This is a genomic window from Candidatus Ulvibacter alkanivorans (assembly GCF_003333325.1).
Taxonomy (GTDB): Bacteria; Bacteroidota; Bacteroidia; order Flavobacteriales; family Flavobacteriaceae; genus Ulvibacter_A; species Ulvibacter_A alkanivorans.
The window spans coordinates 1-25,304 of sequence record NZ_QOLC01000061.1; the positions used below are offsets into that span (position 1 = coordinate 1).

A 25,304-nucleotide genomic window follows, 5' to 3' on the forward strand; every position below is an offset into this window, starting at 1 on the left:
ACTGATGTTGATATTTTATTTTACTTTATGACTTCTGGTAAATACAAGAGAGCAATTTCAGAAAAAAGCCAATTAAAATATAATGAAGCCATTGTTTTTGCCAAAAGTGCGTTGAGTAAAGAATGGACAGATGATATATTGCCATCCTACGAAATAGACCTTCTAATAGCTCAAAACAAATGGGACAAAGTTTTCGAAATTTATAAGATTCTAAAAGACAATGGCGAATTTGACAATGGTTACATTAACCATTTTAGCTGGCAGGTTTATAAGGATTGTTATGACCAAGAAGTCTTAAAAAAATGTCTTAATTGGATGAAAGAAGTAACAGAGGAAGAACCTACTTATTTATATTTAGACACTATAATATTTTATGACACTATCCCACAAAGTGTGTAAGTTAAATTTCACATTATTTCCGCTTATCCCCAGCTCTTGTATCAAAAGCTATCAAGTTAAACAGTTCTCGCATTCTGCTACGAACACGATTGCCGTAGCGTTCTTCCAGTTCTTCAGCATTGAGATTTGTGGTGGCGTGGGTTTTTATTTTGTGTTTGGTATCGAGATAGAGTTCATATCGGGATAATAGTACTTCGCCCATCACGTTCAAGTCTTTCCCATAGAACCTGCCCGCAGATTCCACGCCTAAATCATCGAAACAAAAAAATTTGGTATTTCCGTATTCTTCGATTGTTTTAAAGCCAAGATGGTTAAAGCTGAAAGCTACATTCCGACAAGGAATCATTTTGTAAGGACGCTGCAAGGGAACCAAATGTCGTAGCAATTTCATCAAACTTGTCTTTACACAACCTACAGGTCCAGAAAGCAGAATGCCCATATCAATATCGATTCCATAGGTTTTGCAATTTTCTTTATCCTTGACGAAGTACGAACAGAGCTTCAGTAAAATATTCTTGTCTTCATCATAAATCCTAAATTTTTCGCCAAACAACAATTTGGCTTTTGCATTCAGGTAAATCAAGATTTTCGGAAAATCGCATAGCACACTTTTTCCATCAAATTTTCCCAGCGAATATTCCACGCCATCTTCGGTAATTTTAGAGGGGTTGTCCATAATCTTTGTTTTTAGTGGTTCGTAAGTTGTCCTTGATTTGGGACGCTTGTTTTTTTTGTTTTCTTGGTCGAATAATTCGGTTCTGTCCATCCAATTTGTGGCCAATGAGCGCCAATCTCGTATCGGTTTGCCATCGCTTGTTTGCCATTCTCGGTCTGCATAATGCTCATAGAATTTTTTAGCTTCATCTGCATCAAAACCTTTTTCTTCAAAAAATAAAATAACGGCCTGCCTGCCCTTTGGCTGTTTTATATTGTTTTCTTGTTTGTTATTGTTTGTTTCAGATACCAATGCTTGTCCACCTATGGGACGGTGTTGGTACACAACCTGTCCGTTTTTGGGATGCTGGTGTCCCTCAAGAGGTACACCATTGGGATGGTACTGTTCCGCAAGCTGTTCTAATTCGGGATGATACTGTCCCACAACTGGTTCATCACTTGTCCCAATAATGGCCATCTTAATTTTGCTCCTTTGTACGGATTGTTTGAAGGAAAGTATAGTAGGTAGTGCCAAGAATCGAGGTCGGTTATGCATCTGTGATAGGTAGATTTAGAGCCAATCTTTGCCACACGCATTAATTCCCTGCGGTTCACGTAGAATTCGTCCATAAAACGGCAACTGTTCCATTCTTGAAACAGCACCATATACAAACTGATATGGGTGGGATTTAGGCGGTCATCAAAATAGAACGATTCAAAAGCCGCATTAAGTAGCTTTATATAGTTCATCATCTAAGAATTTAAACCGTGCTGAACACGATTGGCGTCCATCACTTTTTGTATTTCCTGTACATCATAATAGATAATGCCACCGACTTTAGTATACGGCAAAGTGCCATTGATACGAAGATTTTGTAGTGTTCCCGGACTCACTTGAAGCAAGTCCATCACTTCTGAGGATTTAAGATATTTTTTGAGCTTCGTCTTGGATTGATTGGTAAGCAGTTTCTTGATGTCATCGAGCAATTCCATTTTGAAATCTCGAAGGTCGTCTGTGGTAATGAAACTTGTCGGCATAATAGAACGGTTTTAAAGAAAAGGACTATCAAGGATTTTAAATTTTTAATTGATAGCCCTTAACCTGATTTGACTTTCGTTCTACAAATTTGAATAGGTTTATTGGATTTTATTCCCAAGTTGATACCAAGTTGGGTAGAAGTTTAACATATTGAAATTTAGCAAGTTTTGGTTCATTTTATTAGCCATTCAGACACATTTTTCGATCTAAATTTCATTATAATTTGTTGAAATGAAAACACCCAAGTTGGTATCAACTTGGGTGTTTGAAATTTTTATGAACAAAGGAATAATTTAATCTAATATCAGTTTTAATTTTTCCATATCATCACTAACTTTTCTCTCAACAACTCTCGCATAGATTTGAGTTGTGGACAGCTTAGTATGCCCTAGTAATTTAGATACTGTCTCTATTGGGACACCATTGCTTAAAGTCACAGTTGTAGCAAAAGTATGACGGGCCATATGAAAAGTCAGGTTCTTTTTTATACCGCATAAGTCAGCGATTTCCTTTAAATAACTGTTCAGTTTTTGGTTGGAAAACTTGGGTAAAAGACTGGATGTATAATTAGTTCGATAATGGTCTTTATATTTATCTATTAAGATTGCAGCTTTGGGCAATAATGGAATTTTGAATGGTGCACCTGTTTTTACCCTTTTAGCCATTATCCAAGGACTATTATCTATGCCCATTACGATATTATCTTTACTTAATTGTACAATGTCAACGTACGAAATACCAGTATAACAACTAAAAACAAACAAATCTTTCACAACCATAAGACGTTCTATGGTTGAAGACAATTCCTCAATACTTAATAATTCAAAATCTGATAGGAAACTACGTTCCTTTTTTTCAATTTTCATTTTAAAATTCACAAATGGGTCTCTTTCAATCCATTTCATCCGATAGGCAAGAGTAACCATTCTGCGTAAACGCTTAATATGCTTAATTGCGGTATTATTGCCAATTTTAGATTGTCCACTTTTAGGTATATACGACCGAAGAAAATCTTCAAAGCCTATGATAAAACTATATTCCAAGTTGAAAAGTGGGATGTCTGTAATTTTGTATTCCTTAAGAATAAATTCCATCATATACCGCTGGCTTGTCTTGTATTGACCCATCGTGTTTTTGTGCAATTTATGCTGCATCTTTTCATTGTAATAGTCAACAAGATTTTGAAAGGAATAGCGTGTTTTGTCCTCGCCTAAAAATTTGGCTTTGACCATTTGGGAAGTGAAAGGCACTTCATCCCTCTTGAAATCTTCGTAAATTCTATATACTTTTGATTGTACTTCGTTCAAGTAAAGATTGAGAGTGCGGGAATCTTTATCGGTTCCGTTTGCCCTTTGCAATTTTTCATCCCAAGTAGAAATATTGATTTTTTTCTTGAGACTAATGTTGACACGTTTACCATTTAAGGTAATCCGAATGTAGATATTTGCTTTGTTGTTTATAGCACGTTTTCCGTACACCCAAAACAGTATTGAAAATGTTGATGAAGTTCGCATAATTGTCGTCTTTAATGGTTAAACATTTATTAAGACGAAAGTCAAATCAACTATACTATTATGAGTAAGTTACGATATTCTGTCAACATAATCGCAGATAAAAAAATATGTTGACGATTTGTGACCTTTTAGATGCAAATGATATGAAATTATATGATTGCCCTAAAAACATAAAACCTTGTAAATCTTATAATTTACAAGGTTTTGAGGGAATTTGAATTCCCATTAAGCGGTCTGGACGAGACTCGAACTCGCGACCCCCTGCGTGACAGGCAGGTATTCTAACCAACTGAACTACCAGACCGTGCTACTATTTTATAGACTTTAAAAGCTTGTCTTTACTTCCCCTTCGAGAAGTAGGCCTGCTCTAACTTTACGTCTTTGAGCGTGTAGGCGGGTGCAAATATACTACTCCAATTCATTATGACAAACATTTTTTTTAAAAAAGTTTATCCACTTAACTATTTAGTGCTTCTCTACCTTTAATTTCATTTCTCCACCTATCAAAGTCAGCTTAATTTCAACCTCTTAGACAACTCAAAACTCCTCTTATCAACTAACCAAATTTCTGTCGCTCCACCAAATAGGTGGTCAAAATTTTATTAAAGCCTTCATTTATATTCGCCCGAACATATTTTATACGATACTGACCGCACTTTAACGCCAACGCATTAAAATAATCGGCCACCGCCGCTTCATACGAAGCTTTAATGTTGTCCGCATACAAGTTTACGTGCGCCCCTGTTTCTACATCGACAAAACGTTTGGGTCGATTGCTAAAATCGAACTCCAACTCCTTTTGCTTATCGAAGGTATGGAACAATATCACCTCGTGCTTATTGTATTTTAAATGTTGAAGCGCTTCAAACAACTTCTCCTCCTCCGTATCACTCTGAAACATATCGGTGAATAGGAATACCAACGACCGCCGCTTTAACTTCTCGGCGATCAAATGCAAATAGGTATAGGTCTTAGTCGTTACTTGTTCGCTCGATGGCTGCAGTGCTTCGTTCAACTTACCCAACAACATCTGATGGTGTCGTTCACTGCCTTTTTCACTACTGTAAAACTCATAATGGTCACTGTAAATACTCATGCCTACCGCATCCCGCTGTCGCTTTAACAAGTTCATGATCGCCGCACTTCCCAATACCGAAAAACCGATCTTGTTCAACGAATTGATATTGAATTCCTTTAAAGAAGGATAATGCATCGAACTACTGTTGTCAATAATAATATGACACCGTAAATTGGTCTCCTCTTCGTACCGCTTGGTGTATAACTTGTCGGTCTTGGCATATAACTTCCAATCTATATGCTTGGTGCTTTCACCACTGTTGTAGATCTTATGCTCGGCAAATTCAGCAGAAAAACCGTGAAACGGACTCTTATGTAAACCCGAAATAAACCCCTCGACCACTTGCTTGGCCAGCAACTCCAGATTCTTGAAGCCGGTAATCTCATTTATTTCTTTTTGTATATCCATTTTCTGTTGATTTGTGAAGTGAATCAAGCGAAGCTATGTATTCAATAAATCATTTTTTTTGCCAACCAATACGCTCCCAACAGAATTGATTAAACACTCTATTTTAGAGATATTAGAAATATACTTTAAACGAATTGCCAATAGATATTGCGTTTCTACTTCCGAAAGAAACCCCGTAGCTATGCTCACAGATTGAATAAACTCCTTATCACGCTGTCTTGCCGCACCACTCACTACGAAAGAACGCCATCCACAATTCCATATTCCACAGACTCTTCCGCACCCATCCAATGATCGCGATTAAAGTCTTTCATGACCTTCTCAAATTTCTGACCACAATTCTCTGCCAAGATTCGAGCACTTAACTCCTTTGTCTTTAAGATTTCCTGCGCCGTTATCTCAATATCACTCGCAGGACCACGAGCTCCGCCACTAGGCTGATGTATCATCACCCGAGCATGAGGTTGGATAAACCGTCTACCTTTCTCGCCAGCCGACAACAACAAACTTCCCATAGAAGCCGCCAAGCCGGTACAAATAGTCGATACCGGACTCTTGATCGATCGTATGGTGTCGTACATAGAGAAGCCGGAAGTGACATAGCCGCCTGGACTGTTTATATACAACTTGATCTCCTCATGATTAACCGAATCTAAATACAGTAATCTATCTACGACATGCCGAGCACTCTTATCGTCCACCATGCCCCACAAAAAGATGGTGCGGTCGTCTAACTGCTGATTGTCTATTTTATCCTGAACTTTATATTTTTTCTCCATGTTTGTTGCTGAAAGTATAATTGTTGCTGAAAATTAAAAAAGGCTTAGCATACTGCCAAGCCTTTTATAGTTTAATTTCTATGTTAAAATGTATCTTATAATAACTTATCGATTGCCTCTGCGTATACGTTCTTTGGTGCTACGCCTACTTGACGACCAACCAATTCTCCATTGTTAAATACCAATACAGTGGGTATGTTACGTACGCCATACTTCGCGGCAAATTCTTGATTAGCATCTACATCTACTTTTCCTACCACGGCTTTTCCGTCGTAGTCGTTGCTAATTTCATCGATAATAGGCCCCACCATACGGCAAGGTCCACACCAAGCTGCCCAAAAATCTACCAGTACAGGTTTATCACTTTTTAATACGGTTTCTTCGAATGTCGCGTCTGTTATTTCTAAAGCCATTGTTTCTGTTTTTTTATTGTTACACAAAAGTAGTCAAAAAAAAGCCTTCTCCTTACAGGCTTAACATTAGTTTAGGCAATACAACTATTGCCTTTAATTATGCGGGCCACGCCTCCTTACCACCTCGGCGTGCCGGGCTTTCAGCTATATCTCTTTCTCACTCCTCACCTCGCTCCAAAGAGGATGCCGCTTCTATCCCTGCCCGAAGAAGGATGCCAAAAGATTTTGTACCTTAGAATCACTAACCGCACCACTATGTATACCAAAAGAAAATACGGGTTCTTTATGACCCTCAATTGGTCTAAAAAACCCTTGATCATAGGACTCCTCTACTCCGTAGCGCTCTTTGCCATAAGCTATTTTCTACAACTTACCTTTTTTATTCCTTGGCAACCCATTAGCGTAATTGGAATTGCCGTTGCATTCTATCTCGGATTCAAAAATAACAGTTCCTACGATCGTACGTGGGAAGCCCGAAAGATCTGGGGAGGTATCGTGAATACCAGCCGCACTTTTGGTGCAGCAACTGTATCCTTTGTAAAAGGCACTACCGACGAAACCATTAAAAAAGAACTGATCTACCGTCACATAGCTTGGTTAACTGCGCTGCGCTATCAACTACGCTTGCCACGTAGCTGGGAACACCCCAAAGGACGAGTAAAAAAGACCTATGCGCCTGCTGTTTCAGAAGACTTTAACGCATCGCTAAAAGAGGAATTACACCACTACCTCCCCGCTTCCGAAGTAAGCCAACTGCTTACCAAATCGAATGTCGCTACACAACTACTTAAAAATCAATCGCAACGTTTGCAACAACTCAGAGATCAAGACTACTTCGAAGATTTTAGACATATGGAGTTCCACGGACTCATCACCAGCTTATACACCGAACAAGGTCGTGCCGAACGTATAAAGAACTTCCCCTTTCCTAGACAATACGCTTCTACCGCCTTTTGGCTATGTATGGTTTTTTGTGCCTTCGTCCCCTTAGGATTGATCGATGTTTTCAATACCATGCAAGGATGGTTGTATTGGACCGGACCGGTGCTTTCTGCCCTAGTGATCTGGGTGTTCTTTTTAATGGAAATGATTGGCGACTATTCCGAAAATCCGTTTGAAGGTACCTATAACGACGTTCCCATTACGTCCATCGCAAGGGGTATCGAGATCGATCTACGTGAAATGATCGATGACACCAACATTCCCGGTCCCACTCAAACCGAAAACGGATTTTTAATGTAACAAAATTGCTGTGTACGACCTGCGATAGGGATTGAAGCAAAAATCCTTTTTGTTGCCTTGAGAAAACTGAAAGGAAACAACAAAAAGATTGGAGCGAAAAGCCCGCCGCTGTTGGTTGCGCCTCGGCGAAACCAGAGAGGATCGCCCAAAAACAACTGATTTTAATTCAGCTTAAACTTCACTTGTTCTTGCTCCAGTTCATGCAGCAATTCCTTACTGATCTTTATTTTATGTGTGCGACTTGGCATGTTTAGCTTCACTTTGTTCGCAACTTCGTACACCACAAAATGCAGCTGCTTGTCGCCCTTATGCATAGAGAACAGTTCTTTTAAATTGGATATACGATCGGCTTCCAACGATTCTATTGGCAGTTGCAAGGTGAGTTTACGCGCCTGTTGATCCATCACATCGTGCAATAACTGCATATGATTGTATTGCAGTCTCGGGTCTCCTTTTTTTCCGGTATCGCGATTCGTCCAGCCTTCTTTTACAAAGACCCGCGCGTAGATAAACGAATTAGGCACCAATAAATGTCGCCATTTTAAATACTCTTCGCCAAAGATCTTAAAGTCGTAGCTGTCTTCGTAATCTTCTACCGTAAAGATCGCCCAACCCTTACCGGCCTTAGATTCGCGGTGTTGCACTTCACTTACGATGCCACCAAAACACAATTCTCTATTTACGAACTTCTCCAGTTCGTTAAAATGCGCCACCTTACAATTGGTGAAATTTTGCATCTCGATCTTAAAATCGTCTAATGGATGTCCCGAAATATAGATCCCTACTACCTCCTTCTCTAACTTTAGCTTTTTCATGGTTCCCCATTCTTCGCAAGGTGGTACTTCCGGCTCCGGAATTTGAACTTCACTGGCATCGCCAAACAAACTCACCTGTGACGAGTTTTGGGTTTCTTGATAGCGCGCTGCGTATTTTAAGACCTTTTCTATAAACATGACCCCGTCCCCATCATCGTGTAGGTATTGGGCGCGATGCGTGTCGAAACTGTCAAATCCGCCGGCAAGCGCCAAATTCTCGAACGCCTTTTTATTGGCCGATCGCAGATCGATGCGCTTGGCCAGATCGAACACCGATTTATACTTTCCTTCTTTTCGTTCTTCAACAATGGTCGCCACGGCATTACCACCAACACCTTTAATCGCTCCCATTCCGAAGCGAACAGCTCCTTGATCGTTCACTGTAAATTTGTAAAAAGATTCATTGACATCTGGTCCAAGTACCTCGAGTCCCATGCGTTTACACTCCTCCATAAAGAAAGTGACCTGCTTGATGTCGCTCATATTGTTACTTAATACCGCAGCCATATATTCGGCGGGATAATGGGCTTTTAAATAGGCTGTTTGATACGCGATCCAAGCGTAGCAAGTGGAGTGCGACTTGTTAAAGGCGTAACTTGCAAACGCCTCCCAGTCTTTCCAAATCTTCTCCAGTTTTTCGGGGTCATGCCCTTTCGCTGCTGCTTGTTCGATAAACTGAGGTTTCATCTTATCGAGTACCGCCTTTTGTTTTTTACCCATGGCTTTCCGAAGTACATCGGCTTCACCTTTGGTAAATCCAGCCAATTTCTGCGACAACAACATCACCTGCTCTTGATAGACGGTGATCCCGTAGGTTTCTTTTAAGTATTCTTCCATTGCCGGAAGATCGTACGTGATCTCCTCCTCCCCGTGCTTTCTACGAACGAAACTTGGAATGTATTCCATTGGACCTGGACGATACAAAGCGTTCATGGCAATAAGATCTGCAAAGACGGTTGGCTTGAGCTCTTTCATATACTTCTGCATCCCGGCCGATTCGTACTGAAATATCCCAACCGTCTCGCCCCGTTGGAACAAGGCATAGGTCGCTTCATCGTCTAATGGGAAAGCATCTGGATCTAAGTCAATATTGTGTTTGTGTTTTACCAACTTTACCGTATCCTTAATAAGTGTTAGGGTTTTGAGTCCTAAAAAGTCCATTTTTAACAGCCCGGCACTCTCCACGACCGAGTTGTCAAATTGTGTTACATACAGATCACTGTCTTTGGCCGTAGCTACCGGTACAAAATTGGTAATATCATCGGGCGTAATAATTACACCACAGGCATGAATACCGGTGTTGCGAACAGAGCCTTCCAGTATTTTCGCCTGATTAATGGTCTGTGCTTCCAGGTCGGATCCTTCCGAAAGATTTAGCAATTCGTTCACCTTAGGCAATTCGTCGCTTCGAAATTTACTTCGCAATTCCTGATCGGTCATTCCAAAGATCTTGTTCAGCTTTGTCATATTCGGGATCAGTTTGGCGATACGATCGGCGTCGTTTAACGGAAGATCCAATACACGCGCTGTATCGCGAATGGAAGATTTGGCTGCCATAGTACCATAGGTGATGATCTGTGCCACCTGATTGCTACCGTATTTTCTGATCACATAATCCATTACCCGACTTCTACCTTCATCGTCAAAATCAATATCGATATCGGGCATACTCACCCGGTCCGGATTTAGGAACCGCTCAAAAAGCAGATCGTAGGCGATAGGATCGATATTGGTGATCCCCAAACAGTAGGCCACTGCACTTCCCGCAGCCGAACCTCGTCCTGGACCCACCGAAACATCCATATTTCGTGCTTCTCGAATAAAATCTTCAGTGATCAAGAAGTATCCCGGATATCCAGTCTTTTCGATCACATCCAGTTCAAAATCCAATCGTTCTTTGATCTCGTCGGTGATCTCGTTGTAGCGCCGCTCGGCCCCTTTGTAGGTTAGATGGCGTAGGTAGGCATTCTCTCCGCGATTACCGCCGTCCTTGAGGTCCTCTTCGTGCCGGAACTCTTCAGGAATATCGAATTTTGGAAGCAATACTTCTCGAGCCAAGGTGAAGGGTTCTATCTTATCGATCACTTCGGAAATATTGCTTATAGCCTCAGGAAGATCTTTAAACAAGACCTTCATCTCCTCCTGACTCTTAAAATAATACGCATCATTTGGCAAGCCGTAGCGATAACCACGTCCGCGACCAATTGGCGTGGCTTGTTTTTCTCCATCTTTTACACAAAGCAAGATGTCATGCGCGTTCGCATCTTCCTTGTTGATGTAATAAGTGTTGTTACACGCAACCATTTTCACCTTATGCTTTTCAGAAAATGAAATGAGCACATCATTAATACGTCTTTCTTCCTCGAGGTCGTGGCGCATGATTTCTATATACAGATCATCGCCAAATTGTTCTTTCCACCAAAGTAGCGCCTCTTCGGCTTGATTCTCACCAATATTCAAGATCTTACTAGGGACTTCGCCATATATACTTCCGGTAAGTACGATGATATCTTCTTTGTATTTGGCAATAACATTCTTGTCGATACGGGGCACATAATAAAATCCGTCGGTATAGGCGATAGAAGCCATTTTAGCCAAATTGTGGTAGCCGTTCTTATTCTTGGCCAACAGTACGATCTGGTATCCGTTGTCCTTGTGCGACTTATTTAAATGGTCTTCGCAAACAAAGAACTCACAGCCAACAATCGCTTTTAACTGCTTGTGCTGTTCGTCTTCAGAAAGACTGTTATTATAGTTATTTACTGCTCTTGTAAAATGGAATGCTCCCATCATGTTGCCACTATCGGTTAGGGCTACTGCGGGCATTTCATTTGCAACGGCTGCATCCACCAAGTCCTGAGTGCTGGAAGTTGATTGTAGGATCGAGAACTGCGAATGGTTGTGCAAATGCGCAAAAGCGGTCTCTTCGAGGGTCGCGATGTTCTCTTTTATTTCTTCAGAAGAGATCTCTTGTGTGGTTGAAGCTGCCTCCAATTCCTTTCGGATCTTTTCGGAAGCTTTCTTCAAGTTGATATGGGAAAGCCCGATCAATTCGATTTCTTTCGGATTGGCTTCTGAAAATTGTTCGAAATAATCCGGTTGAACGTCTAATTCTTCCGAAGTGAACAATCGTCGGCGTACCAATTCGAGAAAACATCGAGTCGTCGCTTCTACATCGGCTGTTGCATTGTGAGCTTCTGCAAAGGGTTGATTAAACAAGAATTCATGTAATTCGGTAAGTGTAGGCAGTTTAAATTTACCTCCCCTACCACCGGGGATCTGACAAAGTTGAGCAGTGGTCTCGGTACAGGTGTCTAATACCGGTAGTTCGGGCAACGGATTATCAAGTCCCAATCGATGGAATTCGGCTCCCATAATGTTTATATCGAAGCCTACATTTTGCCCTACGAGAAATTTTGTTTTGCTCAATGCTTCGGAAAATTTATGCATCATTTCCCTAAGCGGAATTCCCTTTGCCTGTGCTAACTCGGTCGAGATACCGTGAATCTTTTCAGCATCGAAGGGAATGTTGAACCCATCGGGTTGTATCAAATAATCTTGATGCTCGATCACATTACCCATACCATCGTGCAACTGCCATGCAATTTGGATACAGCGAGGCCAGTTATCGCTATCGGTTACGGGGGCGTCCCAACGCTTGGGAAGACCAGTGGTTTCAGTATCGAAGATCAAATACATAGATCGAATTTAGAAGGTGGAATCAACAAGAGTAAAAATAAAAAAATGCAGCGCGATGCTATTAAAAAGTTGTAAAGAGTTGTTCACATTTTTACATAAAAAATCCCGCATAAAGCGGGATTTCTCCTTTTCATAGCGTTCCGTTAGGATACAACTACTTCAAAATTCTTAGCGCTTTGTAAAGCTGTTTTTACACTTTCACGCTGTTTGGTCAAAATCGATTTGGTGGTTGGTGGCAGTGTCGTATCACTAATAATTTCGTCATACTCTTCTACTGCTTTTTTCTCACCTTTTTGAACTTCTTCTAAGATCGCTTCTTCATCGTTGGAAGTGAACGTAGACTTTATGTCCATCCACGTACGGTGCATATCACCGGTGGTACTTCCGCCTTTATCGGGAGTTTCCCCGAAGTTTCTAATTTCAGACTTTAATTCATGTCCAAAATCATAACGATGCTGGGCTTGACTTTCAAAGAATTGCTTCAATTTCGTATTGTCTACGATCTCTGCGGCTTTCTTATAACCCTTTTCAGCGTCGTAATTCTTTTCTAATAGTTCATTTAATTTCTTCGACATGTTCTCTGTATACTTCATCATCAAATATTTTATATTTATGCGATGATTTTAATTAATACATTAAATAAAAGATCATCACTTAACTTCGTTTCAATATACTCTAATATACCGTAAACAAAGGGCTTACACAAATAATTAACCCAAGCTTAATAGGTTTTAACAGAGTTTAACCTTCGCTTGGGTTGTACTTTTTAATTTGAAATTATTTTAACAGTCTGTCTATTGGTAAGTGACGTTAAATTGACCTAGACTAATGCTGTGATTGTCTGTTTGAAATGAGAAAGTTCCTTTTATGATATTATTAGCCAAGTCATGCTCTACGATAATAATATTACCAGAGGTGGCTTGTTCGGAATCTGCTCCTTCAGAATAGGTGGCACCGAAGCCCATTTCAGGTAAGCTGTACGAACCAGTTTCTACATCAACCGGAACACGAATGGTAATGGTAATGGCTGTACTCGCTCCGGCAATAATAATGGAATTACCACTATCAACTGCCGTGACGGTAAATGGGTTAAATGTAGCCCCGTCGACTTCGGCAGCAAAATTTCCGGCATTACCCGGCTCTTCCACCTCTTCACCAAAACCGTAAGGCACACGATAAAAAATACCGCGCTGTACAACGAGTGTGTCCACACCCGGAATAATTGCAGTAAAGTTAAAAGTACCATCTACCACTTTTTCGCTAGTATCCCATCGAGTGATCTCCACCTTTCCGCTTCCATTAGGGTCTGTTGTAAATAGATTTCCTTCAATATCCTCAAAGGAGGCGTAGTTAGCAGATCCTTCACCTAGGGTATATATCCCTGCCTGAGGACTAGGAACCTTAAGGGTAAGGGTTTCGTCTTGCGTAATTCCTTGAATTAGAAAATCCCCATCTAAGGTTTCCGAAGCACGCGCATCGTTCGCCTTAAAGAAAACATCATCTAACGTTCCTTGCATGGCCGGGGTGTTATCTTGGATGTCTTCACAGGCTGAAAATAAAACCAGTAAGACAGTAAAAAGGGGCATCAATAATCGTTTCATAATCTTTAGAATAAATAGGTTTGCAACAAATGTAAAATAAAATGGTTTAATCTGTTGAATTTCAGAAAAAAAATATAGTATCTTTGCCGTCCTTAATTATAACCGGGGTCGGGAACCCCAAAAATTAATTGATATGCCCGTAAAGATAAGATTACAAAGACACGGTAAGAAAGGAAAACCTTTTTACTGGATCGTGGCTGCCGATAGTCGCGCGAAAAGAGATGGTAAATACCTTGAAAAAATAGGCGTTTACAATCCAAATGTAAACCCTGCTCATATTGACATCGATGTTGATGGCGCAGTACAATGGCTTCAAAACGGGGCTCAACCAACCGATACCGCTAGAGCGATCCTTTCTTATAAAGGAGTGTTGTTAAAGCATCACCTTGCCGGTGGTGTTCGTAAAGGTGCGTTGACCGAAGAACAAGCCGAAGAAAAGTTCAATGCTTGGTTAGAAGAAAAAGCGAAAGCTGTTGACGCTAAGAAAGACAAGCTAAGTGATGCTAAGGAAAAAGCAAAAGAAGAAGCATTAGCTGCCGAAAAAGCAGTAAATGAAGCTCGTATTGCTGAATCTGCCGAAGCTGAAGCGCCTGCAGAGGAAGAAACTACCACTGAAGAGGCTACAGAAGAAACAGCTACTGCCGAAGCCACCGAAGAAGCCGCTCCTGAAGAAAAGAAGGAAGCTGCTGCTAAGGAAGAAGAATAAAACGGCTGCGATATGCAAAAGAAGGATTGTTTCTTCGTAGGCAAAATCGTAAAGAAGTACAGTTTTAAAGGGGAATTACTTGTAAAATTAGATACAGACGACCCCGAACAATTTTTAGAAATGGAATCGGTTTTTGTGGAACAACACAACAACTTGATTCCATTTTTTATTGAACACAGTTCGCTACACAAATCGACCCTACTTCGCGTTAAATTTGAAGAGGTAGAGAATGAAGCAGATGCAGATGCGCTATTGAAAAAAGACTTGTTCCTTCCTTTGGCTGCCTTGCCTAAATTAACAGGAAATAAATTCTATTACCACGAGATCATTGGTTTTACCGTTTACGACCGGCAATTCGGAAAGGTTGGTACTATCACGGCGATCAACGATGCTACGGCCCAACACCTTTTTGTTATTGCTCGTGACGAAAAAGAGATCTTGATCCCCATAAACGACTCATTTATAAAAAAGGTAGATCGAACCGAAGGTGAGATCCATTTAGATGTACCCGAAGGGTTAATCGACTTGTACCTTTAACTATGGACAAGCCATTTGAATTTAAACAATTTACTGTGCACCAAGATCGCTGTGCGATGAAAATTGGCACCGATGGGGTATTGTTAGGCGCATGGGCGCCACTGTCGCACCATCCTTTTTCTATTCTAGATATCGGTACAGGCACAGGTGTGATCGCACTTCAGCTCGCACAACGAAGTACAGCAACTCTTATTGATGCTTTAGAGATCGATCCCGATGCCTATGAACAAAGTGTAGAGAACTTTGAGCGCTCGCCTTGGGGCGACCGACTTTTCTGTTACCACGCTTCGCTAGATGAATTTACCGAAGATCCGGAAGAACCTTATGATCTTATCGTTTCTAATCCGCCATTTTATTCTGCTAATTACAAAACCTCAGACATAGCAAGAGATACCGCTCGATTTAACGACGCCCTCCCCTTTAGTGAGTTAATTGCTTCGGTGTCGGTTTTATTGGCACAAGATGGGCTATTCGCTACCATTATTCCGTATAGTGAAGAAGCTGCTTTTATTGCGTTAGCTTCGGAAGTAAATTTATTTCCCAACAAAATTTGCCGGGTGCGAGGAACGGCAAATGCACCCATAAAAAGAAGTATGTTGGCTTTCAGTTTCAGAAAAAAACCTGCAATTCTTGAAGCGTTGACCATCGAAACCGAACGCCACAACTATACCGAAGACTATAAAAATTTAGTTTCAGATTTTTATTTGAAAATGTAGGACGTTCGGCTTGTGATTTTTACATTTGTATTGCTATAAATCAATATCTATGAAGCCCGATCTTTTCGAAGCCCCCGATTATTACAATCTTGATGATCTATTAACCGATGAACACAAATTGGTGCGCAATGCAGCCCGAGATTGGGTAAAGCGCGACGTGTCTCCCATTATTGAAGAATACGCCCAGAAAGCAGAATTCCCCGAACAAATTATTGACGGACTTGCTGAGATTGGTGCTTTTGGTCCATACATTCCCGAAACCTATGGAGGAGCCGGTCTTGACCAGATCTCGTACGGGCTTATCATGCAGGAAATTGAACGTGGGGATAGTGGGGTTCGAAGTACAGCCTCGGTACAATCGTCCTTGGTAATGTACCCTATTTGGAAATATGGCAACGAAGACCAACGAAAAAAATACCTTCCAAAACTGGCAAGTGGCGAATGGATGGGTTGTTTTGGACTTACCGAACCAGACCATGGTAGTAATCCGGGTGGAATGACCACCAACTTTAAAGACAAAGGAGATCATTATTTATTGAATGGTGCCAAGATGTGGATAAGCAATGCGCCTTTCGCACAAGTTGCAGTAGTGTGGGCCAAAGATGAAAATGACCGAATTCACGGCTTGATCGTAGAACGAGGCATGGAAGGCTTTAGTACACCAGAAACACACAACAAATGGTCACTGCGCGCTTCTGCCACGGGTGAATTGATCTTTGATAACGTAAAAGTTCCTAAAGAAAACCTATTACCCAATAAATCCGGATTAGGTGCGCCTTTAGGGTGTTTAGATTCTGCTCGTTTTGGGATTGCATGGGGAGCTATTGGAGCCGCTATGGATTGCTACGACACGGCGCTTCGATATGCCAAGGAACGCACGCAATTTGGCAAACCAATTGGAGGGTTTCAATTACAACAAAAAAAATTAGCCGAGATGATCACCGAGATCACCAAAGCCCAGTTGATGGCATGGCGTCTAGGTGTGCTTCGAAATGAAGGAAAAGCAACTTCGGCACAGATCTCCATGGCCAAGCGGAACAATGTAGACATGGCCATTAATATTGCTCGCGAAGCGCGACAAATTTTAGGTGGAATGGGAATTACAGGCGAGTACAGCATTATGCGCCACTCAATGAATTTAGAAAGCGTGATCACCTACGAAGGAACGCATGACATACATTTGCTCATTACCGGACTAGACATAACAGGCTTAAACGCATTTAAGTAATTAGACGAATTATCTAGTAAATAAAAGGCTTCAGTATTGAGGCCTTTTTTTCTTGTCTTCTTCGGAAAACGACTCGTACGAGAAATTTAAACTTCAAATTAGTATAAAAAGCGAGCATACTGTATCTTTAAAAAAAGTATCACTATGTCTTCACAAAAAAGATTTACCCGCGCTTACGAAACGGCGCGACGCATCTCTTTTAACGACACCTCTAAGTTTATAATCTTTAGCGATTGCCATCGCGGCGACAATAGCTTTGCCGACGATTTTGCCAACAATCGCAACATTTACTTTCACGCCTTAAAACATTATTACAAAGAAAGCTTCGCCTACTGCGAACTCGGCGATGGAGATGAGCTTTGGGAAAATATAGAATTTAAATCGATACTAGAAGCACATAAGAACGTATTCGACCTGATGCGCTTGTTTCACAATGAGAACAGATTGTATCGAGTTGTTGGTAATCATGACATGGTTTATATGAACAAACGCTATGTAGAAAAGCACCTATTTACACATCTCAACAAAGTGACCGGAGCACAAGATCCGTTGTTTCCGGATATTGAATTTTCGGAAGGACTTATCCTAGAGCATGAAACCAACGGACAAGAAATATTTATGTTGCACGGTCACCAAGCCGACTGGATGAACTACCACGGATGGAAGATCAATCGATTCATGGTACGTGCATTATGGCGGCAGCTTCAAGTAGTGGGAATAAGCGACCCTACCAGTCCCGCAAAAAACTACAAGGAACTTATTAAAGTAGAGCGTCGTACAAAAAAATGGATCACAGAAAACAACAATCTTTTTACCATTACCGGTCATACGCATCGACCACGATTCCCCGAACCCGGAAGTATTGCGTATTTTAACGATGGAAGCTGTGTACACCCTAGAAGTATCACGGGTCTGGAAATAGAAAACAATTCCATTTCATTGATCAAGTGGCAAATTGCAACTACCGAAGATGGTACGCTTAAAGTGATTCGCGTATTGCTGGAAGGTCCTCAGCTACTAAGCGCTTATCGAAGCAACTAATTCTTTATACTTCGGGAGCGATTTCAATCGTTAATCCATCTAAGGATTCGGTAATATAGATCTGACAACCCAACCTGCTATTTTCTTGCACATTGAATGCTTCTGCCAACATAAGGTCTTCGTCGTAGCTCATTTCCGGTAATTCGTGATCACTCTTAACATAACACTGGCAAGACGCACACATGGCCATACCGCCACAGACCCCAATGGTGCCTTCGGGCGCCAATTCATAGGAGCGAATTAACTCCATAATGTTCATATTCATGTCGGTGGGTGCAGCCACTGAATGCGAATTTCCCTCTCTATCGATTATTGTAATTTTGATGTCCTTCATTTTTCCGAAGTACTAATTAATCGATTTTACGACCGCTTTTGGTGCTTCTTTTTTACTTCCATCGAAACCTTCTACTCCGCCTACTGTGGTATATTTCATCACATATCGCTTATCTGGATAGATACGTTGATACGCACTCTGGCACATTAGCGTAGCCTCGTGGAACCCGCATAGAATAAGTTTTAGTTTACCTGGATATGTATTTACGTCGCCAATGGCATAGATTCCGGGGATATTGGTTTGATAATCTAATGTATTATCGACCTTAATAGCGTTCTTTTCTATTTCCAATCCCCAATCTGCGATTGGCCCTAATTTTGGTGCTAACCCGAATAACGGCACAAAATGATCGCATTCTTTATTAAAGACATCGGCTCCTCGTTTGATAGACACACCTTGTACTTTGTTAGTTCCTACCACATCTATAACTTCGGCAGGAGTGATCAACGTAATCTTACCATCGTCCTTAAGCTCCTGCACTTTTTCTACACTATCCAGGGCACCTCGAAATTCGTTTCGTCTATGTACCAAGGTAACGTGTTTGGCCACATCGGTTAAAAAGATGCTCCAATCTAAGGCCGAATCACCACCTCCGGCAATTACAACCTCTTTGTCGCGATACAGTTCAGGGTCTCTAATAATATACTCCACCCCGTGATCTTCGTAGTTAGCAAGATTGGTGATAGGAGGTTTTCTTGGTTCGAAACTTCCCAAGCCACCGGCTATCGCCACAACAGGCGCCTGATGTTTGGTGCCTTTTGAGGTGGTTACTATAAAACTCCCATCGTCTTGCTTCTCTATCGTTTCGGCACGTTCCCCCAAGGTAAAACCCGGTTGGAACGGCTCAATTTGTTTCATGAGATTTTTAACAAGGTCCCCGGCGAGAATCTCCGGAAAAGCAGGGATATCGTAAATTGGTTTTTTAGGATAGATCTCGGCACATTGACCTCCCGGTTGCGGGAGCGCATCGATTAAATGACAACGAAGTTTTAACAATCCAGCTTCAAAAACGGTAAAAAGACCCGTAGGTCCAGCACCAATAATGAGTATATCGGTTTTTATCATTCCTTCCTAGGCTTCTACATTTATAACTTGTTCTACTTGAGGTGCGTGCTTTTTAATTGTTAGTTCCACGCCGCTCTTTAAGGTCATTTGATTGACCGAACAGCCTACACATGCTCCTTCTAACTGAACACGTACAACTCGACCATCTTCATCTATAGACAACAATGAAATATCGCCGCCATCACTTTGTAAGAATGGGCGAATCTCGTCTAAGGCCAATTCCACTTTCGATTTTAATTCTTGTGTCGTCATATTATTTTCTTACGGCGCTACAACCTGCCATAGTAGTTATTTTGATCGCCTCGGTAGGCGGAAGGTTTTCGTTTCGCTTTACAGTTTCGGAAACTACGTTCTTTGTAATGTTCTCGAACGCTTCTTCAATTACTGTGGCTGTTTGAAGTGCAGCAGGACGACCCACATCACCTGCTTCTCGAATGCCCTGCACCAATGGCAATTCACCCAAGAAAGGTATATCCAGGTCCTCGGCTAAATGCTTAGCACCCTCTTTTCCGAAGATATAATATTTATTCTCCGGTAACTCTTCAGGCGTAAAATACGCCATATTCTCTATGATCCCCAATACTGGCACATCGATGTTTTCCTGCTGAAACATAGCAACTCCTTTTCTAGCATCGGCCAAAGCAACATTCTGGGGTGTACTTACTACCACGGCTCCCGTAATAGGAAGCGATTGCATAATACTCAAGTGTATATCTCCGGTTCCCGGCGGAAGATCTACTAACATAAAATCTAATTCCCCCCAGTCTGCGTCAAAAATTAATTGGTTCAATGCTTTTGCCGCCATTGGACCTCGCCATATTACGGCTTGGTTTGGTTTGGTAAAGAAACCGATGGACAATACTTTAACTCCATAATTTTCTATGGGCTTCATTTTACTCTTCCCATCAATCGTTACCGAAAGAGGTCGTTCCATCGCGACATCAAACATCATAGGAATGGACGGCCCGTAAATATCTGCATCTAAAATACCAACCTTAAAGCCCATTTTTGACAAGGTAATGGCCAAGTTCGCAGTAACTGTAGATTTCCCCACACCGCCTTTACCAGACGCCACAGCGATTATATTTTGAATTCCAGGGATTGGCTTACCTTTAATCAAGTTAGGGTTGGCAGGCTTTTTAGGGGCCTCTACCTTCACATTCACTTGAACTTTAGCATCTTTATCAACTTTTTCATGAATGGTCTTAACGATGTCGGCTTCAGCACGTTTCTTAATATGCATAGCAGGGGTGGCTAATTTAAGATCGACCACCACCTCATCGGCAAATGTTACTACATTCTGCACCGCACCGCTTTCTACCATATTCTTTCCTTCTCCGGCTACTGTGATCGTTGAGAGTGCATTTAATATATCTTGTTTTTTCAATTTCATAGGGCGTATGCTGCAATATTTAGATTCATTCTAAAGTGCAAATATAACGCTTATAGTTTGGATAGTAAAGCTGTAAGATTGATTTGACTTATACTATTATAATGTAGTGAAAATGACTATAGTTCCTTTCTTGGGTCCCAGAACAGAACATCGAATTGTTGCACCTGATTTTCCTTAACTACAACGCCTTCACTTTCTAATAGCTGCTGCATTAAATGGGTGCCCTTAAAATGGTGTTTCCCACTAAGAAGTCCGTTTCGATTTACCACGCGATGTGCCGGCACCTCAGCTTTTTTGCTAGCATTCATGGCCCAACCCACCATTCTAGCGCTTCCGGACGCCCCTAAATATTTAGCAATAGCACCATACGAAGTTACTCTTCCATGCGGAATTTTCTCAACTACCTTATACACCTGTTCGAAAAAACCTTCAGAAGACATTTTTAAAAATTTTAAAGGCTGTAATCACAGCAATAATAGCAGTTATAGCACCAATGATGTAGTTCATATTCATTCTTGGGGGTGACGTATTCTCGGTCTTTTTGAAGAACTGAACATACAGGGCCAACATTACAAAGGTTCCTAAACCCGAAGCAATTACAGCGGTCCATATACCGGACTGTGAAAATGTAAACCATCCAAAGCCCGAAAAGGTCACACTTATATAGACCCAATAGGGTAAAGGCAACAAGTTTAGGGTCGCTAGAAATATCCCCGAGAAAAATCGGTTCGTTTTAGAGTGTTTTACGTCTTCCGGAATTTCCCTTCTCGTGTCCTTGGCAATAAAGAAAAAATAGATAGTGATACAAATAAAGATCCCTAAGGCAACCTCTTGTAAGGTGTCCACGATCTCCGGATTCATGTCTAAATAGCGTGCAAATATTAGGGCGACATAGGTTTGAGCGATCACAGTAACACAAACGCCTATAGAGAATAGTAGGGCGTTCTTGCGGCCTTCTTTCATACTGATCTTAGCAGCCGACATGTTAAGCAAACCCGGTGGAATTACACCTACCAATGCGGCCAAAAAACCAATAACGAAATTAAGAAATAGCGACATTAATGGGCTGTTTGCTATGTGAAGATACAGAATTTAAATGGAACGAAATCGAAACTTGATATAGGTGATTTTCTTTCCTTCCTCTAAATACTGGCCTTCATAGTACGTCTGTATGCTTGTCACTTCTTCAGGCGAGTGTTCGTTTCCGTATACATCGTGATGTGCGTAAACGATCTCTTCGTCCAATCCACTAAGCAAACCAAGCGTATACCCATGCATAAATTCGCTGTCGGTCTTTAAATGTACATACCCTCCCGGTTTAAGTACTTTTTTGTATTTCGTTAAAAAATCGGGGTTTGTAAGTCGGTGTTTGGTGCGTTTGTATTTAATCTGTGGATCGGGAAAGGTGATCCATATCTCATCGACTTCATTTTCTTCAAAAAGGTGATCTATCAATTCGATCTGAGTACGCAAAAAACCAACATTTTCAAGATTTTCTTCTAAGGCTGTTTTTGCACCTCTCCAAAACCTCGCACCTTTAATATCTACTCCTAAGAAATTCTTATTGGGATGTGCCTTTGCTAGGTTTACGGTATATTCTCCTTTGCCACAACCTAGTTCTAGAACTAAGGGGTGCTCATTTTTAAAGAATTGCTTTCCCCAATTACCTCTTAGATCGAGACTGTTATTAAACACTTCTTCTCGTGTAGGTTGCACTACATTAGCAAAAGTTTCGTTTTGTTTAAATCGTTTAAGTTTATTCTTGCTTCCCACGAGTTCGTAAGTGTTACTTTAAAATTCTTTGAATGCAAAATTACGGAATTCTAAACGGCTGTTATAATCCGTACCTTTGTTTTTATGGGAGCAAAAAAAACCATTTTGGTCGCACCGTTATGTTGGGGTTTGGGACATGCCACAAGATGTATCCCAATTATCGATGCATTGCTCGCACATGGATTTAATGTGATTATTGGCTCAGATGGTGATGCCTTGTTGTTGCTTCGGAAGGAGTTTCCGCAATTGCCTTATGTTTCTTTGCCGGCATACAACATTCGTTATCCCAAGAAAGGCGTTTATTTTAAGTGGAAATTGCTTTGGAAACTGCCTGCGCTTCAAAAAACAATGCGTTCAGAAAAAAAAATAATTCAGAAAATGGTTGCTCAAGGCACCATCGACGGAATTATTAGCGACAATCGCTTAGGGGTTCGTAACAAGAAGATCCCCTCGGTCTTTATTACGCATCAACTAAACGTACTAACAGGACACACTTCTTTTTTTAGCAGCAAGCTTCACCGACGCATCATTAGAAAATTTGATGCGTGCTGGGTGCCCGACGTAGAAAATATTATTAATCTGAGCGGAAAATTAGGGCATATAAAACATGCCGACTTTCCGGTTACATATATCGGACCCTTAAGTAGAATGAAAAAACAACTGCTTCCGAAGCAATACGATATTTTGGTATTATTATCGGGTCCCGAACCACAGCGAAGCATGCTGGAACTACAACTAACCGAACTCTTCTCTAAAGCAGCTAACTCGGTATTGCTGGTGCAAGGCAATGTACAATCACAACAAGAAATTCGACAGCTGAACAATTTAAAGATTGTTAATTACATGCTTAGTGAGGAATTGGAACAGGCAATTAATGCGAGTGATCTGGTCGTTTCTCGATCGGGTTACACCACCATCATGGACTTGGCAGTTCTAGAAAAAAAAGCCTTTTTTATACCAACTCCCGGGCAATATGAACAAAATTATTTAGCAAAAAGATTAGACGATCACGGTTTGGTGCCTATGTGTAAGCAAAAAGAATTTTCGATAGATAAATTAGAATCGGTACGAGATTATAAAGGACTACACGATTTTAAGAGCCAACGTGATTATGAGGCGTTATTCAGCTTTTTCAAGGGTAAAGGAGAACTCTGACCCTACACCAAATTGGCTTTCGACATATATTTTTTCGTTATGTGCCTCAACGATGTGCTTAACAATGGATAGTCCCAAACCGCTGCCACCTTCTTTACGCGATCCACTTTTATCGACCCGATAAAAACGTTCGAACAATCTTGGAATGTGTTCTTTTTCGATGCCTTCTCCATTATCGGTAACCCGAATAAGCACTTTGTTCTTGATCAGGTCCTCGATACTTACTTCGGTAGTACCACCTGTTTTTCCATATTTGACCGAATTCACCAAAAGGTTACTCAGCACTTGTTGTATCCGTTCTTTATCTGCTTTCACATAAATGCCTTTGCTGTAGTCCTTATCGAAGGTGAGCGTAATATTCTTCCTTATAGCCTTCATTTCGATAAGATCGAACACATTTTGGGTGAGTTCAATAATATTAAATCGTTTTTTGTTCAAGTTGAGATCACCAACTTCCAGCTTTGTGATCATTTCTAGATCGTTAATAATATAGGTTAGGCGCTCTACCCCTTTACTGGCACGCTGTAAGTATTTTTTGCGAACTGCCTTATCTTTCATAGCACCGTCTAGCAAGGTTAAAATATAGCCTTGTACGGTAAATAGTGGGGTTTTTAATTCGTGAGAGATATTACCGATGAATTCCTTTCGATAGTTCTCGCGAATTTTTAATGCCTCAATCTCCAACTTCTTATTTTTTGCAAATCGCTCCACCTCTTTGATAAGTGTACCCATGTCGGTAGTAATTTGTGAGCGACCTATGGGTGAAGACTCTAAAAGACTGATATCGTCGTATATTTTTTGAACCCGTTTATAGATAAAATTCTCGACACGATATTGGATTAAAAAGAATGTAATCAAGTAACAAAGAATGGCAAAGCCTATCAAAAACACAAAGGGAATGTCTTGGTAATAATAAAAAAAGACACCCATAACGAGTGTCAAGAATACTGTTATCAATGCTGCCGTAATTCCGGCAAATTTATATGTCTTCTTAAAATCGATGCGCATTACACCACAAACTTATACCCAACGCCTTTCACGGTCTTAAAGCGTTCGTCTCCTATCTTTTCTCGTAGTTTACGAATATGCACATCAATTGTTCGTCCACCTACGACCACCTCGTTTCCCCAAACACGGTCCAAAATATCCTCTCGTTTAAACACCTTCCCCGGCTTTGAAGCTAGTAACGACAACAGTTCGAATTCTTTTCTAGGCAAGACGATCTCTTCCTTACCATTTACAATTTTATACTCCTCCCGATTAATTACCAGGTTGCCCAATTTAATGTTTGTATCACTATCTTCCGGCTCTTTTAGCCTTCGTAATAATGCTTTAACCTTACTAATTAATAATTTTGGCTTAATAGGTTTTGTAATATAATCGTCTGCACCAGCATCGAAACCAGCCACCTGAGAATAATCTTCCCCACGTGCTGTAAGAAATGTAATTACGGTTTCACTTAATTCAGGTATACTACGAAGCTTTTCACAAGCTTCTATACCATCCATTTCGGGCATCATCACATCTAGGATGATAAGATGTGGCAAATGTTTCTTAGCCATGGCGATGGCTTCTTTGCCATTTTCGGCAGTAATAACCCTATATCCTTCGGAAGTTAGATTATATCCAACTATTTCTAAAATATCCGGTTCATCATCTACCAATAATATTTTAGTATCCTTTTTTTTCATAATATACTTTAATAATTGCGGTCT

Annotated in this window: 27 protein-coding genes, 1 tRNA gene and 1 pseudogene; 8 read left to right on the top strand and 21 right to left on the bottom strand. The window is 40.9% G+C overall.

The window, feature by feature from the left end; translation table 11 throughout:
• Positions 1-399 (top strand): hypothetical protein (locus DWA30_RS13270; protein WP_168421736.1); only part of this gene is annotated, 399 nt, incomplete at its 5' end.
• A gap of 13 nt (positions 400-412) precedes the next feature.
• Here the strand turns inward: DWA30_RS13270 and DWA30_RS04830 are convergent.
• The 9 genes and pseudogenes from DWA30_RS04830 to trxA all read right to left on the bottom strand — a co-directional run bounded on the left by DWA30_RS04830 (position 413) and on the right by trxA (position 6,284).
• Entirely contained in the window at positions 413-1,075 is a 663-nt protein-coding gene (locus DWA30_RS04830) for a P-loop NTPase family protein (protein WP_114491411.1), read from the bottom strand.
• Positions 1,059-1,803: pseudogene (locus tag DWA30_RS04835) on the bottom strand (hypothetical protein). The gene DWA30_RS04830 and the pseudogene DWA30_RS04835 overlap by 17 nt, the downstream one beginning before the upstream one ends.
• A gap of 3 nt (positions 1,804-1,806) precedes the next feature.
• Positions 1,807-2,091: a helix-turn-helix domain-containing protein gene (locus tag DWA30_RS04840; RefSeq protein WP_114491412.1), complete on the bottom strand. Its 285-nt coding sequence runs from the start codon at positions 2,089-2,091 to the stop codon at positions 1,807-1,809.
• 294 nt (positions 2,092-2,385) lie between these two features.
• Entirely contained in the window at positions 2,386-3,606 is a 1,221-nt protein-coding gene (locus tag DWA30_RS04845; RefSeq protein WP_114491413.1) for a site-specific integrase, read from the bottom strand.
• Positions 3,607-3,836: 230 nt separating this feature from the next.
• Positions 3,837-3,910: transfer RNA gene (locus tag DWA30_RS04850), tRNA-Asp, on the bottom strand.
• Between the two features lie 252 nt (positions 3,911-4,162).
• Positions 4,163-5,092 carry a DUF58 domain-containing protein gene (locus tag DWA30_RS04855; protein WP_114491414.1) on the bottom strand — a complete coding sequence of 310 codons (930 nt, stop codon included), beginning with the start codon at positions 5,090-5,092 and terminating at the stop codon, positions 4,163-4,165.
• 33 nt (positions 5,093-5,125) lie between these two features.
• Positions 5,126-5,326 (bottom strand): four helix bundle protein, encoded by a 201-nt coding sequence (locus tag DWA30_RS13595; protein WP_168421737.1) that lies wholly within the window; start codon positions 5,324-5,326, stop codon positions 5,126-5,128.
• Positions 5,326-5,871, bottom strand: coding sequence for a ClpP family protease (locus tag DWA30_RS04865; protein ID WP_114491416.1), 546 nt, complete (start codon positions 5,869-5,871; stop codon positions 5,326-5,328). Before DWA30_RS04865 ends, DWA30_RS13595 begins: the two co-directional genes overlap by 1 nt.
• A gap of 95 nt (positions 5,872-5,966) precedes the next feature.
• A complete protein-coding gene (gene trxA / locus DWA30_RS04870; RefSeq protein WP_114491417.1) occupies positions 5,967-6,284 on the bottom strand; it encodes a thioredoxin in 318 nt (105 codons plus the stop codon).
• A gap of 255 nt (positions 6,285-6,539) precedes the next feature.
• Between trxA and DWA30_RS04875 the strand changes: the two genes are divergently transcribed.
• Entirely contained in the window at positions 6,540-7,526 is a 987-nt protein-coding gene (locus tag DWA30_RS04875; protein ID WP_114491418.1) for a bestrophin family protein, read from the top strand.
• A gap of 161 nt (positions 7,527-7,687) precedes the next feature.
• On the opposite strand, the gene dnaE is transcribed toward DWA30_RS04875, so the two are convergent.
• The 3 genes from dnaE to DWA30_RS04890 form a co-directional block, all read right to left on the bottom strand.
• The gene (dnaE, locus tag DWA30_RS04880) at positions 7,688-12,040 is read right to left on the bottom strand and encodes a DNA polymerase III subunit alpha (RefSeq protein ID WP_114491419.1); all 4,353 of its coding nucleotides are present in this window, start codon (positions 12,038-12,040) and stop codon (positions 7,688-7,690) included.
• A 143-nt stretch (positions 12,041-12,183) separates the two neighbouring features.
• Positions 12,184-12,633 carry a ferritin-like domain-containing protein gene (locus tag DWA30_RS04885; RefSeq protein WP_114491420.1) on the bottom strand — a complete coding sequence of 150 codons (450 nt, stop codon included), beginning with the start codon at positions 12,631-12,633 and terminating at the stop codon, positions 12,184-12,186.
• A 201-nt stretch (positions 12,634-12,834) separates the two neighbouring features.
• Entirely contained in the window at positions 12,835-13,641 is an 807-nt protein-coding gene (locus DWA30_RS04890) for a DUF6252 domain-containing protein (protein ID WP_114491421.1), read from the bottom strand.
• Between the two features lie 133 nt (positions 13,642-13,774).
• On the opposite strand from DWA30_RS04890, the gene DWA30_RS04895 reads away from it, so the two are divergent.
• The 5 genes from DWA30_RS04895 to DWA30_RS04915 all read left to right on the top strand — a co-directional run bounded on the left by DWA30_RS04895 (position 13,775) and on the right by DWA30_RS04915 (position 17,869).
• Complete coding sequence (locus DWA30_RS04895) at positions 13,775-14,347, top strand: 30S ribosomal protein S16 (RefSeq protein ID WP_114491422.1); 573 nt, start codon at positions 13,775-13,777, stop codon at positions 14,345-14,347.
• A gap of 12 nt (positions 14,348-14,359) precedes the next feature.
• Entirely contained in the window at positions 14,360-14,884 is a 525-nt protein-coding gene (rimM, locus tag DWA30_RS04900; RefSeq protein WP_114491423.1) for a ribosome maturation factor RimM, read from the top strand.
• A gap of 2 nt (positions 14,885-14,886) precedes the next feature.
• The gene (locus DWA30_RS04905; protein ID WP_114491424.1) at positions 14,887-15,600 is read left to right on the top strand and encodes a tRNA1(Val) (adenine(37)-N6)-methyltransferase; all 714 of its coding nucleotides are present in this window, start codon (positions 14,887-14,889) and stop codon (positions 15,598-15,600) included.
• A 49-nt stretch (positions 15,601-15,649) separates the two neighbouring features.
• The gene (locus DWA30_RS04910) at positions 15,650-16,828 is read left to right on the top strand and encodes an acyl-CoA dehydrogenase family protein (RefSeq protein ID WP_114491425.1); all 1,179 of its coding nucleotides are present in this window, start codon (positions 15,650-15,652) and stop codon (positions 16,826-16,828) included.
• Positions 16,829-16,972: 144 nt separating this feature from the next.
• Positions 16,973-17,869 (top strand): metallophosphoesterase family protein, encoded by an 897-nt coding sequence (locus DWA30_RS04915; RefSeq protein WP_114491426.1) that lies wholly within the window; start codon positions 16,973-16,975, stop codon positions 17,867-17,869.
• Positions 17,870-17,873: 4 nt separating this feature from the next.
• Here the strand turns inward: DWA30_RS04915 and DWA30_RS04920 are convergent, their stop codons facing one another.
• The 7 genes from DWA30_RS04920 to trmB form a co-directional block, all read right to left on the bottom strand.
• Positions 17,874-18,203, bottom strand: a complete 330-nt coding sequence (locus tag DWA30_RS04920) for a 2Fe-2S iron-sulfur cluster-binding protein (protein WP_114491427.1) — start codon at positions 18,201-18,203, stop codon at positions 17,874-17,876.
• A gap of 12 nt (positions 18,204-18,215) precedes the next feature.
• Positions 18,216-19,268 (bottom strand): NAD(P)/FAD-dependent oxidoreductase, encoded by a 1,053-nt coding sequence (locus tag DWA30_RS04925; RefSeq protein ID WP_114491428.1) that lies wholly within the window; start codon positions 19,266-19,268, stop codon positions 18,216-18,218.
• 6 nt (positions 19,269-19,274) lie between these two features.
• Positions 19,275-19,520 carry a NifU family protein gene (locus DWA30_RS04930; RefSeq protein WP_114491429.1) on the bottom strand — a complete coding sequence of 82 codons (246 nt, stop codon included), beginning with the start codon at positions 19,518-19,520 and terminating at the stop codon, positions 19,275-19,277.
• A gap of 1 nt (position 19,521) precedes the next feature.
• Entirely contained in the window at positions 19,522-20,661 is a 1,140-nt protein-coding gene (locus tag DWA30_RS04935) for an Mrp/NBP35 family ATP-binding protein (RefSeq protein ID WP_114491430.1), read from the bottom strand.
• Positions 20,662-20,777: 116 nt separating this feature from the next.
• The gene (locus tag DWA30_RS04940; protein WP_114491431.1) at positions 20,778-21,101 is read right to left on the bottom strand and encodes an MGMT family protein; all 324 of its coding nucleotides are present in this window, start codon (positions 21,099-21,101) and stop codon (positions 20,778-20,780) included.
• Positions 21,091-21,720, bottom strand: a complete 630-nt coding sequence (locus DWA30_RS04945; RefSeq protein WP_114491432.1) for a lysine transporter LysE — start codon at positions 21,718-21,720, stop codon at positions 21,091-21,093. The genes DWA30_RS04940 and DWA30_RS04945 overlap by 11 nt, the downstream gene beginning before the upstream one ends.
• Positions 21,721-21,753: 33 nt before the next feature.
• On the bottom strand, positions 21,754-22,434 hold the full coding sequence (gene trmB / locus DWA30_RS04950; protein WP_114491433.1) for a tRNA (guanosine(46)-N7)-methyltransferase TrmB: 681 nt from the start codon (positions 22,432-22,434) through the stop codon (positions 21,754-21,756).
• Between the two features lie 84 nt (positions 22,435-22,518).
• Here trmB and DWA30_RS04955 point away from each other — a divergent pair, with 84 nt between their 5' ends.
• Complete coding sequence (locus DWA30_RS04955; RefSeq protein WP_114491434.1) at positions 22,519-23,589, top strand: glycosyltransferase; 1,071 nt, start codon at positions 22,519-22,521, stop codon at positions 23,587-23,589.
• Here DWA30_RS04955 and DWA30_RS04960 read toward each other — a convergent pair.
• Both DWA30_RS04960 and DWA30_RS04965 read right to left on the bottom strand, forming a co-directional pair.
• Positions 23,554-24,597, bottom strand: a complete 1,044-nt coding sequence (locus DWA30_RS04960; protein WP_114491435.1) for a sensor histidine kinase — start codon at positions 24,595-24,597, stop codon at positions 23,554-23,556. The two genes, DWA30_RS04955 and DWA30_RS04960, sit on opposite strands and share 36 nt — an antisense overlap.
• Entirely contained in the window at positions 24,597-25,280 is a 684-nt protein-coding gene (locus tag DWA30_RS04965) for a response regulator transcription factor (RefSeq protein ID WP_114491436.1), read from the bottom strand. Before DWA30_RS04965 ends, DWA30_RS04960 begins: the two co-directional genes overlap by 1 nt.
• Between the last annotated feature and the right edge of the window lie 24 nt (positions 25,281-25,304).

Excerpts from the sequence above, each read along its gene's own strand:
- DWA30_RS04830 (WP_114491411.1), bottom strand. The coding sequence starts at position 1,075 with ATGGACAACCCCTCTAAAATTACCGAAGATGGCGTGGAATATTCGCTG.
- DWA30_RS04840 (WP_114491412.1), bottom strand. The coding sequence starts at position 2,091 with ATGCCGACAAGTTTCATTACCACAGACGACCTTCGAGATTTCAAAATG.
- DWA30_RS04845 (WP_114491413.1), bottom strand. The coding sequence starts at position 3,606 with ATGCGAACTTCATCAACATTTTCAATACTGTTTTGGGTGTACGGAAAA.
- DWA30_RS04855 (WP_114491414.1), bottom strand. The coding sequence starts at position 5,092 with ATGGATATACAAAAAGAAATAAATGAGATTACCGGCTTCAAGAATCTG.
- DWA30_RS04865 (WP_114491416.1), bottom strand. The coding sequence starts at position 5,871 with ATGGAGAAAAAATATAAAGTTCAGGATAAAATAGACAATCAGCAGTTA.
- trxA (WP_114491417.1), bottom strand. The coding sequence starts at position 6,284 with ATGGCTTTAGAAATAACAGACGCGACATTCGAAGAAACCGTATTAAAA.
- DWA30_RS04875 (WP_114491418.1), top strand. The coding sequence starts at position 6,540 with ATGTATACCAAAAGAAAATACGGGTTCTTTATGACCCTCAATTGGTCT.
- dnaE (WP_114491419.1), bottom strand. The coding sequence starts at position 12,040 with ATGTATTTGATCTTCGATACTGAAACCACTGGTCTTCCCAAGCGTTGG.
- DWA30_RS04885 (WP_114491420.1), bottom strand. The coding sequence starts at position 12,633 with ATGAAGTATACAGAGAACATGTCGAAGAAATTAAATGAACTATTAGAA.
- DWA30_RS04890 (WP_114491421.1), bottom strand. The coding sequence starts at position 13,641 with ATGAAACGATTATTGATGCCCCTTTTTACTGTCTTACTGGTTTTATTT.
- DWA30_RS04895 (WP_114491422.1), top strand. The coding sequence starts at position 13,775 with ATGCCCGTAAAGATAAGATTACAAAGACACGGTAAGAAAGGAAAACCT.
- rimM (WP_114491423.1), top strand. The coding sequence starts at position 14,360 with ATGCAAAAGAAGGATTGTTTCTTCGTAGGCAAAATCGTAAAGAAGTAC.
- DWA30_RS04905 (WP_114491424.1), top strand. The coding sequence starts at position 14,887 with ATGGACAAGCCATTTGAATTTAAACAATTTACTGTGCACCAAGATCGC.
- DWA30_RS04910 (WP_114491425.1), top strand. The coding sequence starts at position 15,650 with ATGAAGCCCGATCTTTTCGAAGCCCCCGATTATTACAATCTTGATGAT.
- DWA30_RS04915 (WP_114491426.1), top strand. The coding sequence starts at position 16,973 with ATGTCTTCACAAAAAAGATTTACCCGCGCTTACGAAACGGCGCGACGC.
- DWA30_RS04920 (WP_114491427.1), bottom strand. The coding sequence starts at position 18,203 with ATGAAGGACATCAAAATTACAATAATCGATAGAGAGGGAAATTCGCAT.
- DWA30_RS04925 (WP_114491428.1), bottom strand. The coding sequence starts at position 19,268 with ATGATAAAAACCGATATACTCATTATTGGTGCTGGACCTACGGGTCTT.
- DWA30_RS04930 (WP_114491429.1), bottom strand. The coding sequence starts at position 19,520 with ATGACGACACAAGAATTAAAATCGAAAGTGGAATTGGCCTTAGACGAG.
- DWA30_RS04935 (WP_114491430.1), bottom strand. The coding sequence starts at position 20,661 with ATGAAATTGAAAAAACAAGATATATTAAATGCACTCTCAACGATCACA.
- DWA30_RS04940 (WP_114491431.1), bottom strand. The coding sequence starts at position 21,101 with ATGTCTTCTGAAGGTTTTTTCGAACAGGTGTATAAGGTAGTTGAGAAA.
- DWA30_RS04945 (WP_114491432.1), bottom strand. The coding sequence starts at position 21,720 with ATGTCGCTATTTCTTAATTTCGTTATTGGTTTTTTGGCCGCATTGGTA.
- DWA30_RS04955 (WP_114491434.1), top strand. The coding sequence starts at position 22,519 with ATGGGAGCAAAAAAAACCATTTTGGTCGCACCGTTATGTTGGGGTTTG.
- DWA30_RS04960 (WP_114491435.1), bottom strand. The coding sequence starts at position 24,597 with ATGCGCATCGATTTTAAGAAGACATATAAATTTGCCGGAATTACGGCA.
- DWA30_RS04965 (WP_114491436.1), bottom strand. The coding sequence starts at position 25,280 with ATGAAAAAAAAGGATACTAAAATATTATTGGTAGATGATGAACCGGAT.